The organism is Bacillus sp. RAR_M1_44 (assembly GCF_020165935.1).
Lineage (GTDB): Bacteria > Bacillota > Bacilli > Bacillales > Bacillaceae > Bacillus > Bacillus altitudinis.
In genome coordinates, this window is record NZ_JAIUKX010000001.1 from 68,499 (window position 1) to 84,277 (window position 15,779).

Sequence of the window (15,779 nt, forward strand, 5' to 3'; positions counted from 1 at the left end):
CGGCTTTTTTTGTGCTGGCATGTGACAGGCCGACTCCTGAATATAGTGATAAAGGAAAGGAGCATGGCCGAATGCAAGATTTTAAAACGAGAGTCTACGAATATATCGATGAACTGCACATGCAGGTAGAACGCAGACAAAGAGAAGATGGCGCATTTATTTTCTGCTTTGAAGGACCTATGATGACAAATGCTTTTTTCATTATGCTGTTAAAAGCCGTTGGTGACCCCGATCAGCAATTGATCCATCAATTGGCCGAAGCAATACATGCCAAACAAAATGAAGATGGTTCCTTTTCTTTGTATCATGACCAGTCGGGACATCTCACAGCTACAGTACAAGGTTATTGCGGCATGCTCGCATCTGGCAGATTTCAAAAAGACGAGCCCCATATGGAAAAAGCAGCACAATATATTCGCTCAAAAGGTGGACTAAAGAACGTTCATTTTATGACAAAGTGGATGCTTGCCGTAAATGGCATGCACCCTTGGCCCTACTTCTATGCACCTCTTTCCTTTTTACTCATCCCTACGTCTTTTCCGCTACACTTCTACCACCTTAGTGCCTATGCAAGGATTCATTTTGTACCCATGATGATCGCACTGAACAAACGGTATACCTCTCATGCTACGTTTCCATCATTAGCCCATCTTGATGAAAACATGTCTAAAAATCCATTTGACTGGTTTATGGCAAGAGAAGAACGTTCGACGGATCACTTCCTCATGTATATGCGGTCATATACAGCCCTCGACAGCCGGATCGACTTTTTCGGATATGAAGCGGCAAAGCGATATATGTTTGACCGTCTTGAAAAAGATGGGACGCTGTACAGTTACTTAAGTGCAACCATCTTTATGGTCTATGCCCTCATGAGCCTTGGGTACTCCCCTGGACATCATCTCATCCAAAAAGCAGTCAGAGGTATGAAAAAGCTCGTCACCTCCTGTCAAGGCAAGATATATGCTGAGAATTCCACCTCGACTGTGTGGGATACAGCGCTTGTCAGTTACGCTTCTCAAAGAGCAGGAAGAAAACGACAAGATCCCATGATCATGAATTCCTTCAACTATTTGCTGGACCGCCAGCAAATGAAGAAAGCGGATTGGGCAGTTCATAACCGGCATGCTGCTCCTGGTGGCTTTGGTTTCTCACATATCAATACGAATAATCCTGATTGTGATGACACGCAAATTGTGTTAAAAGCGATCCCAAAAAAATACGCTCCACTTCAGTGGAAACGAGGATATGACTGGCTTCTCTCCATGCAAAACCGTGATGGCGGCTTTTCTGCTTTCGAAAAAAATCAAGATCACTTTCTGCTTCGTCACCTTCCGCTTGAATCTGCGGAGGATGCGGCGATTGATCCGTCAACTCCTGATATTACTGGTCGTGTGCTCCATTTGATTGGTTTAGAAGAAAAAGATACTGCTTCACCCTCGATTCTCAGGAAAAAAGATCGATGTGTAAAATGGCTCATTGACCACCAGGAGAAAAACGGATCATGGTTTGGCAGATGGGGTGTTTGTTATATTTATGGAACTTGGGCAGCGTTAACAGGACTGAAAGCGGCTGGCATTCCCTCCTCACACCCTGCTGTGCAAAAAGCGTGCCGTTTCCTAAAGCAGATTCAGCTTGAAGATGGCAGTTTCGGAGAATCGTGTAAAAGTGCAGAACTGAAAACCTATGTCCCGCTTTCCTTTGGCACAGTGGTTCAAACCGCATGGGCGACAGAGGCGCTCCTCCAATATGAGAAAGCAAATAACGCAGCCATTTTGAAAGCTGTCTCCTTTTTAGTGAACCATCACCATACTGAAGAAGCCATGTACTATCCGGTCGGCATTGGACTGCCAAAACAATTTTACATCACCTATCATAGCTACCCATTTGTGTTTCCGATGATGGCTTGTTCTACATTTTTAGAGGAAATGAGGCGTATACATGAATAAAGAAGAATATCGCTCACAGCTCAAAGAGTGGCTTAGCACGATTCAACATGTGTGGCAAGATGATAATATCCATCGAAAAGTGGAACATTTACGACTCAAAATGGAGGATGATGATTCCAGTGAACAAGAATGGTACGAACTAGCCGAAAGGATTGCAGAAGACATGCAGCATCCACACGAAGAAGTGCGCGATGTAGCAGCTGGAAATCATCAGTTACCACCACTGCCTTATCGGTATGACGCGCTCGAACCTTATATTTCAAAAGAAATCATGTACTTGCACCATCAAAAGCATCATCAAACTTATGTTGATGGTCTAAATCAAGCTGAACTTGCGCTAAAAAAAGCAAGAAGAACCAACGACTTTACCATAATCAAGCATTGGGAACGTGAGCTTGCCTTTCATGGGGCAGGACATTATTTACATTGTATCTTTTGGTTTTCCATGAGTCCTTCAGGGAAAAGAAAACCTACTGGTCAAATGCTTCGTCTCATTGATCAATCATTTGGCAGCTATGAGGCGTTCAAGTCACATTTTTCAGCTGCTGCCAAACAAGTAGAAGGTGTCGGATGGGCGATTCTTGTATGGTCCCCTCGATCTCAGCGTTTAGACATTTTACAAGCAGAACGCCATCAGTTCCTCTCACAATGGGACATCATCCCCCTTCTTGCTCTTGATGTGTGGGAGCATGCCTATTACCTCCAATATCGAAATGAAAAGGCGCAATATGTAGACCGGTGGTGGAATGTCGTTGACTGGCGTGAGCCAGAAGCAAGACTAAAACAGGCTCAACAAGTGAAATGGACACCTTTTTGATCGCATACTCCACATAGTTCATTTACTATGTGGGTTTTATTAGTTAACATAATAATATTATGAACACCCATTACAAAATCATAGGTTGTTTTTTCAGAAAATTCATTTAAAATAGAAAAGATATGAAAAGAAAGAGAGTTGAAAGATAGTATGAACACCCTTTTACACATTAGTCACTTTGCAGGAAGAACATTCGCTATATGGGTCATTGTCTTTGCTTGTCTAGGTTTTACTTTTCCTGCGGCATTTTCTTTGATTGGACCTTATATCCCTTTTTTACTGGGCATTATTATGTTTGGCATGGGGCTGACGCTGTCTTCTGAAGATTTTAAAGAGCTTTTTAGAAAGCCTCTTTATGTATTGATCGGGGTTTTAGCGCAGTATACACTGATGCCACTCATAGCATTTTTATTGGCCTATGGGTTACATTTGCCTTCTGAAATCGCTGTTGGTGTCATTCTCGTCGGCTGCTGTCCAGGCGGGACTGCATCCAATGTAATGACCTTTTTAGCGAAAGGGAATACGGCCTTATCTGTTGCCGTGACAACGATCTCGACCCTACTTGCTCCCATTTTGACCCCTGTTTTTATTTATATTTTTGCAAAATCTTGGTTATCTGTATCACCGGGTGCTTTGTTTTTGTCGATTGTCCAAGTTGTCTTAATTCCGATTATTTTAGGTGTCATCGTCAAATTGTTTTTTAAAAAACAAGTGACGTATGCTGTACAAGCACTCCCGCTTGTATCTGTTACTGGCATTGTCGCCATCATTGCAGCTGTTGTCAGTGCAAATAAAGAACAGATTCTGCAATCTGGACTGCTTATTTTTGCCGTTGTTGTTTTACATAATGCTCTTGGTCTATTATTGGGTTACCTCATTGCAAAATGGTGTAAAATGGACATTCCTTCTCAACGAGCAATTTCAATAGAAGTAGGGATGCAAAATTCTGGACTTGGCGCAGCCCTTGCAACCGCACATTTTTCTCCACTTGCCGCCGTTCCCAGTGCCATTTTTAGCGTATGGCATAATTTATCTGGCTCTTGGCTGGCAACATTTTGGTCAAAAAGAGGCTACTCAGAAAATAAAGACCAAAAAAGCTAGTACCCTCATCGGTACTAGCTTTTTCTTTCGATTATCCTTCAAGCAATAGCTGTTCAGGATCTTCAAGTAGATTTTTAATCGTGACAAGGAACCCAACAGCTTCTTTACCATCGACAATACGGTGGTCGTATGAAAGAGCTAAATACATCATTGGACGGTTTTCAAAGCGTTCTTCATCAATTGCAACAGGGCGAAGCTGAATTTTATGCATACCTAAAATTCCAACTTGAGGACTGTTTAAAATTGGTGTTGAAAGCAGAGAACCAAATGTTCCTCCGTTTGTGATCGTGAATGATCCACCTTGTAATTCATTGAGCGATAATTTGTTATCTCTTGCTTTTTTCGCAAGATGACCGATTTCTTTTTCAATTCCTGCAAATGATAGTCTATCTGCATCACGGACAACTGGTACCACAAGCCCTTCATTGGCGGCTACAGCAATACCGATGTCATAGAATTTTTTAATGACAAGCTCATCACCTTGAATTTCTGCGTTGAGAAGTGGATATTTTTTAAGTGCTGCTACCACTGCTTTTGTGAAGAAGGACATGAAGCCCAGTTTCACATCGTTTTGTTCAAGGAAGGCATCTTTGCGACGCTTTCTTAGATCCATGACAGCTGTCATATCGACTTCATTAAATGTTGTCAGCATCGCTGCCGTTTGTTGAACTTCAACTAAACGTTTTGCAATGGTTTGTCTGCGGCGTGACATTTTTTCACGCTCAACTGGTTTCCCTGCTTGATCATTTTGCACCGCAGCATTTGCTTTTGGCGCGGCTTTCGGTGCACTTGCAGGAGCTTCATTCTTTTGGTAAGAAGCTACATCCTGCTTTCGTACCCTGCCCAGCGGATCTGCGGTTGGAATCTCAGATAAGTCTAACCCCTTCTCTCTCGCTAGTTTTCTAGCTGCTGGAGAAGCGATCGTTCTGCCATTACCAGATTTCGGCTCTTCTTTTGCTGCCTCTTCTTTTTGTTCAGCTGCTGGTTCTTCTTTCGAAGCTGGTGCAGAATCTTGCTCAGGTGCTGGAGCTGCGGACTCGCTTCCGCCAGCTTCACCTGCTGCAATCGTTCCGATGACTTCTCCAACTTGGACAGTGTCACCAGAATCTTTCAGTACTTCTTTTAGAACACCAGATTCTTCAGCTGTCAATTCGACATTGACTTTATCTGTTTCAAGTTCTAACAGGTATTCCCCCTGCTCAACATAATCGCCCGGCTGTTTTAGCCACTGAGCAATTGTTCCTTCCGAGATTGATTCCGCTAGTTCAGGTACTTTAATTTCCGCCATTTTTCATTTCCCCCTTAGTTTTTGCGAGTCAAGCTATCAGATACAATTCGTTCTTGTTCTTTTTTATGAACAGTTGGATCACCCTCAGCCGTACTTGAACGTCTTCTGCGGCCGATGTAACGTACTTTTACTTTTTCAGATGCAATTTCACGTAAATATGGCTCAATATATCCCCAAGCGCCCATATTTTGCGGTTCTTCTTGCACCCATACGATTTCTTCTAAGTTCGACAGTTTTGATAAAATGGCTTTAATATCTTTGGCTGGGAATGGATATAATTGTTCCACTCTCGCAATATGAAGCCAATCTTTTGAGTCTTCCATTTGAGTAAAACGATCACTAATATCGATCGATACCTTCCCGCTCGATAGCACAAGGCGTGTTACTTTTTCATGATCATGCACAAGGCCCGGCTGTTCAAGAACTGGACGGAACTGTCCATCTGTTAGTTCTTGGACTTCGGATAATGTGTTCGGGTTTCGAAGCAGACTCTTCGGTGTCATGATGACAAGAGGACGAATCTCTTCACGAAGCAGCATTTTCGCCTGTCTTCTAAGAATATGGAAGTATTGAGCTGCACTTGTCAGGTTCGCAACTGTCCAGTTATTCTCAGCAGCTGATTGCAAGAAGCGTTCTGTTCTTCCACTAGAATGTTCTGGACCTTGTCCTTCATATCCATGTGGCAAGAGCATCACAAGCCCTGACTTTTGTCCCCACTTGGCGCGGCCTGCTGAAATAAATTGATCAAAATACACTTGAGCCGCATTTGCGAAGTCTCCAAATTGAGCTTCCCAAATCACTAATGTTTCAGGAGAATAGACATTATAACCATATTCAAACCCGATGACAGAGCCTTCTGACAGTGGACTATTATGGACTGTAAATGATGCATTTGCATCACTCAGTTCATGAAGAGCAATGAATTCATCACCCGTTTGACTGTCGTGAAGAACAAGGTTTCTTTGAGCAAATGTGCCTCGCTCAGAATCCTGTCCGGTCATTCGAATCGGCGTACCGTCTTTTAATATAGATGCAAATGCCAGTGCTTCACCAAGTGACCATTCCACTTTGCGATCATCTGTAAACACTTTTGCACGTTTTTCAAGGATCCGCTTTAGCTTACCGAATACTTGGAAGTCTTTCGGCCAGCTAATTAATTCTTCATTCAGCTTTCTTAATACATCAAACTCTACAGATGTATCAACTGCAGGGAAGCCGTTAGATACAGGCTCTGGCAGTTCGATTTCTTGAATCGTATGTTCTTTCTTTGAAGGTACTTTTTTATAAGCTTCTTCAATTTTTGCCGTGACAGCCTGCTCAATTTCTTCTCTTTGTTCTTTTGACAGAAGGCCCTCAGTGACAAGCTTATCTGCGAAGATATTCTTGACCGTTTTGTGCTTTCTGACCGCATCGTACAGCATTGGCTGAGTAGTAGAAGGCTCATCCATTTCGTTATGGCCATATCTGCGGTAGCCAATCAAGTCAATTAAGAAATCCTTTTTAAACCGTTTACGGTATTCTACCGCCAGCTGAACAGCTGCTAAACAAGCTTCTGGATCGTCTGCATTGACGTGAACAATTGGAATCTCGAAACCTTTTGCAAGGTCACTAGCGTATTTCGTTGAACGAGATTCATTGCTTTCTGTGGTAAATCCAATCATATTGTTGGCAATGATATGGATCGTTCCCCCCACTTGATAGCCGACTAATTGACTTAAATTTAATGTTTCTGCGACAATTCCCTCTCCAGGAAATGCAGCATCCCCATGAATTAAGATGGCTAACGCTTTTTCAACGTCTTGAACTGGATAGCCTTTTTGAGTACGCGATTCTTGAGCAGCACGAGTGCTTCCTTCAATAATCGGATCAATAAATTCCAAGTGACTTGGGTTATTGGCAAGTGTGACTCTTGCACTCTTTGTATCTTCATCTTTGATTTGGCGGTCAGCACCGAGATGATATTTTACATCCCCTGTCCATCCGTAGCTGATGCCGATAGAGCCTTCTGATGGTACAAGCTCTTTATTAGGCGCATGCTGGAATTCTGAGAAAATGATCTCATATGGCTTTCCTAACACATGTGCTAATACATTTAAACGGCCTCTATGTGCCATTCCAATGTTAATATTTGAAGTCCCTTGTGTAACAGACTCGGATATAATTTCATCAAGTACTGGAACAAGTGCGTCTAATCCTTCTATAGAAAAACGCTTTTGTCCAACAAATGTTTTATGAAGAAACTGCTCAAATTGCTCGACTTCTGTTAATCTTTTGAGTACAGAAACTAGTTTATCTGCTGGTTTTTTCTTAAATAATTCACCAGACTCAATAGATTTAGAGAGCCAGTTGCGCTCTTCGAAGTCATGTACATGATCAAACTCAAATGAAATGGTACGCTTATACGTATTTCTCAAATGGTTAATGGCTTCTATGCCGTTTGAAATGTGTTTAGGTGCATCTGGACTAATAATTGATATTGGAATATTCTTAACGTCTTCTTCAGTTAAACCGTATTCCTTTAATGGAAACAGCTCTTGTAATTCCTTTTCTTTGCGAAGAGGATTGACGGAAGCATTTAAATGGCCATACGTTCTGATGTCTTCTGCCAGTTTAACGACTGATGCTATCTTTTGGATTTGTTCAGAAGTAACTACGCTATTTTCTTTTTTCCCAATTTCCTCCTTCATTTCACTCGGTGGTGCACCAAGTTCATCAAATATGCCTCTTATGTCTTCATCAACACTAGTAGGATCCTGGACATATTGATCGTAGAGCTCGAGCACGTAGCCGAGGTTCGGACCATGAAATTCTTCCCAACTCAACGGTTGTTTCACATCATTTTGAAACATTTTGAACACTACCCCCAACTTTGATCATCAAGTGATTGAACACTATCTCGATATAACTTCCAGAACACAATGACCAAATTTATGTAATAAAACGCTTCCAATCATATTCTACCACTGTTTCGGATTACTTTCTACATTCTTTGTTCAATTAAAGATAAAAAATTCAAAGAAAAACAAAAAATTTAAATCATTCCGAAAAATATTTTAAAGAAAGGGGCAAAACCTTATGCCCCAATGCTTTTATGCAGCAATTTCTTGAGTAATGGATATAGCACATCTGGCAATGTATCGACATCCGGTACAAAAATGCTGAACTTGCCATACATATCTTGGATCGTTTTCATCTGCGCCTCTTCAATCGGAGAATTGGATAAAAACACATTGATGACTTCAATTCCCTTTTTTCTCGCTTCGAGAACCGCTTCATGTGTATCCACGATCCCATTTTGTTCGTAGCTGAATGCAGCCGGCTCTCCGTCTGAGAAAACAATGAGGAACTTTTGCTCTTCTCTTCGTTTTAAAATCATTTTTGTCATTTGGCGAATCGCATAGCCGTCCCGGTTATCCTCTTCTGGCTCAAGTGACATGATGGATGGTCCTGCGTCAAATAAGGAATCTTTGAACGATACGACGGTGTTAAAGTAGTTCGGCTGACTTGTTTCAGTTGCGTCATTTGTATCTTCCCAGAACCCTACAATTTGATGAGGTACCTGCACTGATTTTAAAGCTTCATGAAACAGAACAATCCCTTTTTTTGTCTCATCCATTTTGTCAAACATACTCGCAGAACAGTCAACTAATAAAGTGAACACAGCATCAATTTGAGAAGATGGCGCTTGTTTTTTATAAAATAGTCGAGGATTGGACTCTGTAAAATAACGAATGAGCTTTTTACTGAGACGTCCTGCATGAAGATCTGTTTTTGGCCATGATTTTTTATGCTCAAGTGTTTTTTGAATCATTTGTTTTAAGCGTTTCTGATAAGGCTCGATTGCCTTTGCGTGCTGCCTGTACACATCTACTTGCTCTGGTGAAGGAGATTCTGGTGAAATCATGACTGGAAATGCATATTTGTTTTCTTTTCCATTCTCATGCGAATCTGCCCCGCTTTCTTCTCCTTCTGCCTCTTCTAGTGCTTCAAGCTTTGAATAGTCTTTTCGATGGGTTTGTTTGGCTGAACCTTGAACCGTTCCAAGCGCCTGATCTCCATCGTCACCTTCTCTTGCCGCATCTTTACCGAGATCGCTTTTACCACCGTGTTCTAAATCAAATTGAAGGAAACTTTTAGATGGTGCTTCCGTTTCTCTATGCCATACTTCCATATATTCATTATGGATGTCTTCATCCCCCTCTTTTTCCCGATCGACTTTTATATCCTCACTTAATTTTGGCTTTCTTTTGAGGTCATGGAAAAGCGGTTCTTTTGCCGCTTTTTCATAGTCCAATTCTGGGAAGAAAAAGTATGTGTTCAGCATATCCTTTTCAAGGAGCTCATCGAAGCCTTCTGTCAATTCCTTCACAATGATGGCGATATCAGATGTCGAGCGTGCGTCATATACACGTTCAAGACTTGACTCAATAAACGGAATCATTGGATCTATCCGCTCATGAAGGGGTGGAATTTCTTCAAGCGGAGATTCGGCTGTCAGCTTCACGTATATCGCACAAAAGAGTGCATCTGTTAAAATACTGCGCTCTTGGTTAATCGTTAATTGTGTTTTAAAGTGACGTCTGTAAAGCTCTCTTCTCCGTTTAAATACCTTTTTTGTTCCTGGGCGGTCACGTTTAATCCGCTCTTCAATGCGGATATCTTCAAACAGCATAAACAATTGTTTGCACACATCAGGAATGGATAATGTGTGGGCATAGGAAATGATGTCTTCAAACACTGTAAGATCGCTATACACTGTCCCTACTGCTCGCAGAAACACATCACTTTTTAGGCCTGCCATCATATCCTCTTGATGACGATCATCCCAAAAATGGCTGATGAAAATTTTCTTTTCAAACGGTTCATAGTACGATTGAACACCGTATTCAAGCTCCACATCATCACTTTTGGCAAGTGTTTTGGCTAAATCCGTTAATTCCATAAATAGAAATGAATCGATTCTGCTGTCATTAAATTTGATGAATTTCAAAAGTCAGAACCTCACTCGAATAATGTTTGAGCGATATTTCTTACCGCTGCTTTTTCCCGGTCATCTTCTAGCTTCTCTACAATTCCTCGTTCAATTGCACGAAGCGGCGGAATATATTGCGCAAGATCACATGTATCTAACAGTGCGCGAATGGATGCGGCTTCTTCACTGACCTGTCCATTGTGTGCTTGGACGATGAGATCTGATGAGAGCTGTACGAATTGATCGATTAACCGCTCATCCTTTAATACGGACTGAGTGTGCAGTACTTCTTTTAAAATGCCACCGCCAATGTAAGGAACTTCAATGACGACAAAACGGTTTTTCAGTGCTTCATTGAGCGGCACTGTCCCCACATATCCCTCATTGATTGCTGCAATCACGCCAAAACCTTCTTCTGCTCTAACGACTTCACCTGTAAATGGGTTTGTCATCATTTTTCTGTAATCAAGCACACCGTTTAAAATAGGCAGTGTTTCTGGTTTTGCCATGTTGATTTCATCAATATATAAAAGGTGTCCTTTTTTCATTGCTTTTGTAACGGGTCCTTCAATGAATTCTATAGAAGCAACTTGTCCATCATTATGGATGGTTTTATAGCCAATAAGACTTTCTGCATCAAGGTCAACTGAGCAGTTTACACTGTGCATCGGCTGTTGAAAGAAAGCGGATAAAGTTTCTGCTAGTTTGGTTTTACCTGAGCCCGTCGGTCCTTTTAACAGAACATTTTTTCCTAGGGCAAGTGCAATCATGGCATCTTGAATAATAGACGTATCTTGTGATTCATAGCCGCCTGTTCCGATAAGCGGACGAAATTCTTCTTCGAGAACTTTTCCTTTTGCTTCGATCATTGCTTGAATTTCTTCTGGGAGTGATGGTTGGTTAAACATATATGATTAATTCCTCTCTTCGATCATTTTCCTCACCAAGTATACTAAAAAAACCTTTATGCACTCAATACATAAAGGTTCGTCTTCTGTTATTTTACCATTTCTTTTGTGATGGCTCCGCAAGCAATGCGTTTCCCTGAGTTGCCAGAAGGGTTGCTTAAGTAATCATCTGCTTCTGCATGGATGATGAAACTTCGCCCGTTTTGATCGATTAATTGATTTGGGCCTCCCTTTAACGTCACATCTGGTACATTCACGACAACATCAATTTGTCCATCTGCCCCTACCTCTAAATTAGGCATATCTCCAGCATGATGCCCTTTTGGGTTGTCGAAGCCATGCTCTCTATGGGTCGGATTAAAATGTGCACCTGCTGTTTCAAAATCTGGCGTTTCACATATTCCTGTTTCATGAATATGAAAGCCGTGAGGACCTGGTGGCAGTCCTTTCGCTTTCACATGCAGATCCAGCCCATTTTCTGAGGACTCTCTTATTTCAATGCTCCCTATTTTTTGCCCGCTTTCGTTTATGAGTGACGTTGTGACTGGTGCTTGTTTAGGTGCGGCAACTTCTCTTGTTTCTTCTGTCGTTTCTTTTTTCGGCGGTGCATGACATGCTGATGCGGTAAAGATCAAACATATCATGATCATCCACACTGACTTTTTCATTTATGACTGCCCCCTTTTGATATCAGTATGGACAATCACAGCAACGGGCAAACAAAAAAAGCCGAAAATCGGCTTTTTTAGAAGAAACGTTTTGCGCCTAGGTAGGCTTTTTTCCAATAAGGATTGCTTAAGTTTGAAATTCCTACTCCGCTGTCACTTGCATGAAGGAAATCTCCTCCACCTAGGTATAGTCCCATATGAGAAGGACCTGCTTTGTACGTTGTGAAATAAACAAAATCTCCAACTTGTGGTGTGCTGACAGGCGTCATCATATTCCAGTATCCTGCTGTACTCAATCTAGATACTGATGAAACCTTATTAATGAGATAGTAAACAAAGCCGCTACAATCAAATCCAGCTGGTGTATTGCCACCCCATCTGTAAGGAATGCCTGTGAGTTTTTTACCTTCTTGAATCATTGTCGTGATTTTTGCATTCATTGGAACGTCAGTTTTATTATTGTTGACCGGTGTTGTTGAACCGTTTGACGTAGAACCATTAGATCCAGTTGAACCGGAAGCTGTTCCGTTGATTTTTAATACTTGTCCAATTCTCAGCACATCACTTTTCAAGCTGTTTGCTGTGCGGATTGATTGAACCTGCACCTTAAACTGATTCGCAATTTTCCATAATGAATCACCTGATTTAACCGTATAAGATGTTGTTTTACTACTTGAAGACTGATTGCTGTTTGAAGGCGTGCTAGGTTGAGCAGGTGCTTTCGGCTGACTTGGTTTTGACGTCACCGTTCCTTTTACCTTCAATACTTGATTTGGATAAATCATATCAGATTTTAGCGAGTTCAATGTTTTAATTTCACCAATCGACATATTTAACGAATTGGCAATTTTCCAAAGTGAATCGCCTAATTTCACTTTATATGTACTAGATGCTGACGACGAACTATTAGAATTCGTTGATTTGTTACTTGAGCTAGAATTAGATGTTGAGTTTGAATTTGTGGACTGGCTGCCGCTCGTTTTCGTCGTTCCAGACACTTTCAGCTTTTGTCCAGGACGAATGAGGTCACTGTTTAAGCTGTTCAAACTTTTCAAACTTGCAACTGACATTTTGTGATTCTTCGCAATCAGCCATAATGAATCCCCAAGCTTGACTGTATAGCTAGATGTTGTTGAAGCACTTGATTTCGTTGCTTTTGAACTTGTTGATGAGCTGGATTTTGAACTTTTTGCACCAGGAATCTTTAAGCTTTGTCCTGCAAAAATCATCGTCGTTTTTAATTGATTAAGAGATTGAAGTTCCGAAATACTTGTGTTGTACTGTTCGGCAATCTTCCAAAGTGAGTCACCGCTTTTCACCTTGATCGTCTGTGCTTCTGCCGGTGCAGCAATAACAGCTGAGCCTGCGATCGCTGAAACTGTGAGGCCGGTTACTACTTTTTTCTTCATAGATAAATCTCCGCCTTTCATGATTTCGTTCCATAAGACTTATGTACTAGTTTTGAGTTTAGCATTTAATGGTTCTGCTTCTCTTGCACTATTTTATCTTTATTTCTATTATATTACTCGACATGAAGACGTTGGGCAATACTAAATAGGTTAGAGTAGCAAACTCAAAATGCTAAAACAAAGCCATATCGTTTCTATCGGCTGTTTGCTGTATTTATAAACAATTTTTAAGGAATTTTTAAGTTGACGTTTAGAAATTTGTCAAAACAAGCACGTTGCTAGTTTCATAGTTCTATTCTACATGACAAATTTTTCTGTATCAAATGACTTTTTACTTAATTGCCTGTTTTTTCTTCTCAATAAAAAAAGCACCCTTCCCAATGAAGAATGCTGTGTTCATGTTTACTTTCTGATTTCTTGATCTTTTACAGTTAACGGATAGAGGACGCCTTCTTTCGCAAACGACATTTTCCCTGTTTCTTCTGATACAACAAGAACAAGGGCATCAGTCATGCCAGAAAGTCCAATGGCTGCCCGGTGTCTTGTGCCTAGAGAAGGGCTGACTTTTTTTGAGGTGAGCGGTAGGACATTTGCAGCGGAAACAAGCGTGTTTTCTTTTACTAAAAGGGCGCCATCATGAAGTGGGTTTCCAGGATAGAAAATGCTTTCTATTAATGATGCGCTAATTTTCGCATGGAGGTTTGTCCCTTTTTGTATATAATCCTCCACCTCATCTCTCCTTTGAATCACAATCAGTGCGCCATGCTTTTGTTTTGATAAGTTCTCAATGGCTAAAGAAAATTGAGCAAAACCTGGTGTGAATTCTTCCATATATGCTTGTAAATAAAACGAGGAAGCCTCTGCATGCATTTCATTAAACTGATCATGCAATGATTCGAGTTCACAAAGAAGGCATTGTTCCGTCTGGTCAAGCGATTCGACGATTTTCCTTGCATCCATCATAATTTGCGTTAAATGAGATTTCATTTCTAACTTAAACATCGCTTCTTCATTTGTGCGATTGATCATCTCACCATGTCCCTCCTTCTTTCGCTTGTGTCATAAAATAACAAATTGTGCACATTCTATTTGCATGGAGGTGAATTCAATATGACCATTCAAAAAGTGATTCAATATGCTTGCAGCATTTTAGGTGTTGTCAGTCTTTCTTTTATTTATGCCCAAATGTTCAAAAAAACGAAGCCCTCAAAGAAAAATAATCCGACGGAGAATTGATTTTTTTACATAGCGTGATATAATTCCTCTCGTTATTTCTGTTCAGAGAGGAACTTATGATGAGAGAAACGAATAGTATTCGAGCAAAGTTGGCACAATTTTTAACCATATTGATTCCGATTTTAATTACACAGGCAGGTCTTTCGCTCATCACATTTTTAGACACGGTGATGTCTGGAAAAGTGAGTGCAGAAGACCTAGCAGGTGTAGCGATCGGTTCGAGCATTTGGACACCTGTTTATACTGGTCTCGCTGGCATTTTAATGGCTGTTACCCCTATTGTGGCTCAGCTGATGGGCGGCGGCCGCAGGGAAGATGTTCCTCGTGCGGTCTTCCAGGCCATTTATTTATCTTTTCTTTTAAGTATCGTGGTGATTGTCATTGGATCGATGTGTGTTCCTTTTATTTTAGGGCGACTTGGGCTTGAACCATCCGTAGAAACCATTGCCCGTCATTTTCTCAGCTTCCTTGCTATTGGAATCATCCCGCTTTTTGGTTATTCAGTCATGAGATCGTTCATTGATGCATTAGGAAAAACACGTGTAACGATGTTCATTACGTTAACCGCACTTCCTATTAATTTTGTTTTAAATTATCTCTTTATTTTTGGAAACTTTGGGTTTCCAAAGCTTGGCGGTGCAGGGGCAGGTCTTGCATCTGCGCTGACGTATTGGGCGATTTTCATCATGAGTATTTGTATTGTCATCAAAGCCGAACCGTTTGCATCCTTTCGGTTGTTTCAGACATTACCTCGCTTCAACGTCGCACGAATGGGTCAAATACTGAAAATCGGTATCCCTATTGGGTTTGCGATCTTTTTTGAAACAAGTATTTTTGCAGCTGTCACACTCTTAATGGGTCACTTTGATACCGTGACAATCGCCAGTCACCAAGCAGCAATGAACTTTGCTTCTATTTTATATATCCTGCCGCTTAGTATCTCAATGGCTTTAACGATTGTTGTAGGTTTTGAAGCCGGTGCCATGCGGTATAAAGACGCAAAAAGCTACAGCTATATTGGCATTGCAACAGCTGTTTTGTTCTCATTATGTACCGCAGCACTCATCTTGTTATTTAGACCTGAGATCGCTGGTTTATATACAACTGAATCAGCTGTTTTACAAATGACACAGCACTTTTTGATGTATGCGATCTTTTTCCAGCTGTCAGATGCGATCGCTGCACCCATTCAGGGGGCTCTGCGCGGCTATAAAGATGTGAATTACACACTGATTGCTGCGTTTGTCTCTTACTGGGTCATCGGCCTTCCAGCTGGCTACTTGATTGGCACGTATACCTCATTTGGAGCGTTTGGTTATTGGGTTGGGCTGATTACTGGGCTTGCCGCAGGTGCCATCGTCCTATTTGTTCGTCTTAGGTTGATTGAAAGACGTATGCATTCTCATACAACAGGAAAAGGCAGCTGACTGA

The 15,779-nt window shown here is 41.2% G+C and carries 12 protein-coding genes; 5 read left to right on the forward strand and 7 right to left on the reverse strand.

The window, feature by feature from the left end:
• The first annotated feature begins 71 nt into the window (after positions 1-71).
• The 3 genes from LCD34_RS00285 (at position 72) to LCD34_RS00295 (ending at position 3,867) form a co-directional block, all read left to right on the forward strand.
• The gene (locus LCD34_RS00285) at positions 72-1,949 is read left to right on the forward strand and encodes a prenyltransferase/squalene oxidase repeat-containing protein (RefSeq protein WP_224558389.1); all 1,878 of its coding nucleotides are present in this window, start codon (positions 72-74) and stop codon (positions 1,947-1,949) included.
• Positions 1,942-2,766: a superoxide dismutase gene (locus LCD34_RS00290; protein WP_224558390.1), complete on the forward strand. Its 825-nt coding sequence runs from the start codon at positions 1,942-1,944 to the stop codon at positions 2,764-2,766. Before LCD34_RS00285 ends, LCD34_RS00290 begins: the two co-directional genes overlap by 8 nt.
• A 150-nt stretch (positions 2,767-2,916) precedes the next feature.
• Positions 2,917-3,867 (forward strand): bile acid:sodium symporter family protein, encoded by a 951-nt coding sequence (locus tag LCD34_RS00295; protein WP_008346493.1) that lies wholly within the window; start codon positions 2,917-2,919, stop codon positions 3,865-3,867.
• 31 nt (positions 3,868-3,898) lie between these two features.
• On the opposite strand, the gene odhB is transcribed toward LCD34_RS00295, so the two are convergent.
• The 7 genes from odhB to cdaS form a co-directional block, all read right to left on the reverse strand.
• Positions 3,899-5,155, reverse strand: a complete 1,257-nt coding sequence (gene odhB, locus LCD34_RS00300) for a 2-oxoglutarate dehydrogenase complex dihydrolipoyllysine-residue succinyltransferase (protein ID WP_007500721.1) — start codon at positions 5,153-5,155, stop codon at positions 3,899-3,901.
• 14 nt (positions 5,156-5,169) lie between these two features.
• Entirely contained in the window at positions 5,170-8,004 is a 2,835-nt protein-coding gene (gene sucA / locus LCD34_RS00305) for a 2-oxoglutarate dehydrogenase E1 component (RefSeq protein ID WP_035703265.1), read from the reverse strand.
• A 224-nt stretch (positions 8,005-8,228) separates the two neighbouring features.
• On the reverse strand, positions 8,229-10,145 hold the full coding sequence (locus LCD34_RS00310) for a vWA domain-containing protein (protein ID WP_017367448.1): 1,917 nt from the start codon (positions 10,143-10,145) through the stop codon (positions 8,229-8,231).
• Between the two features lie 11 nt (positions 10,146-10,156).
• On the reverse strand, positions 10,157-11,035 hold the full coding sequence (locus tag LCD34_RS00315; protein ID WP_017367449.1) for an ATP-binding protein: 879 nt from the start codon (positions 11,033-11,035) through the stop codon (positions 10,157-10,159).
• 89 nt (positions 11,036-11,124) lie between these two features.
• Complete coding sequence (locus tag LCD34_RS00320) at positions 11,125-11,703, reverse strand: superoxide dismutase family protein (protein ID WP_007500730.1); 579 nt, start codon at positions 11,701-11,703, stop codon at positions 11,125-11,127.
• Positions 11,704-11,780: 77 nt separating this feature from the next.
• Complete coding sequence (locus LCD34_RS00325; RefSeq protein WP_035392632.1) at positions 11,781-13,112, reverse strand: LysM peptidoglycan-binding domain-containing protein; 1,332 nt, start codon at positions 13,110-13,112, stop codon at positions 11,781-11,783.
• A gap of 402 nt (positions 13,113-13,514) precedes the next feature.
• Positions 13,515-14,141 (reverse strand): sporulation-specific diadenylate cyclase CdaS, encoded by a 627-nt coding sequence (cdaS, locus tag LCD34_RS00330; protein ID WP_007500734.1) that lies wholly within the window; start codon positions 14,139-14,141, stop codon positions 13,515-13,517.
• An 81-nt stretch (positions 14,142-14,222) separates the two neighbouring features.
• On the opposite strand from cdaS, the gene LCD34_RS19525 reads away from it, so the two are divergent.
• Together LCD34_RS19525 and LCD34_RS00335 are read left to right on the forward strand one after the other, a co-directional pair.
• Positions 14,223-14,348 (forward strand): hypothetical protein, encoded by a 126-nt coding sequence (locus LCD34_RS19525; protein ID WP_003215647.1) that lies wholly within the window; start codon positions 14,223-14,225, stop codon positions 14,346-14,348.
• A 59-nt stretch (positions 14,349-14,407) separates the two neighbouring features.
• Complete coding sequence (locus LCD34_RS00335) at positions 14,408-15,775, forward strand: MATE family efflux transporter (protein WP_048003184.1); 1,368 nt, start codon at positions 14,408-14,410, stop codon at positions 15,773-15,775.
• Positions 15,776-15,779 lie beyond the last annotated feature (4 nt).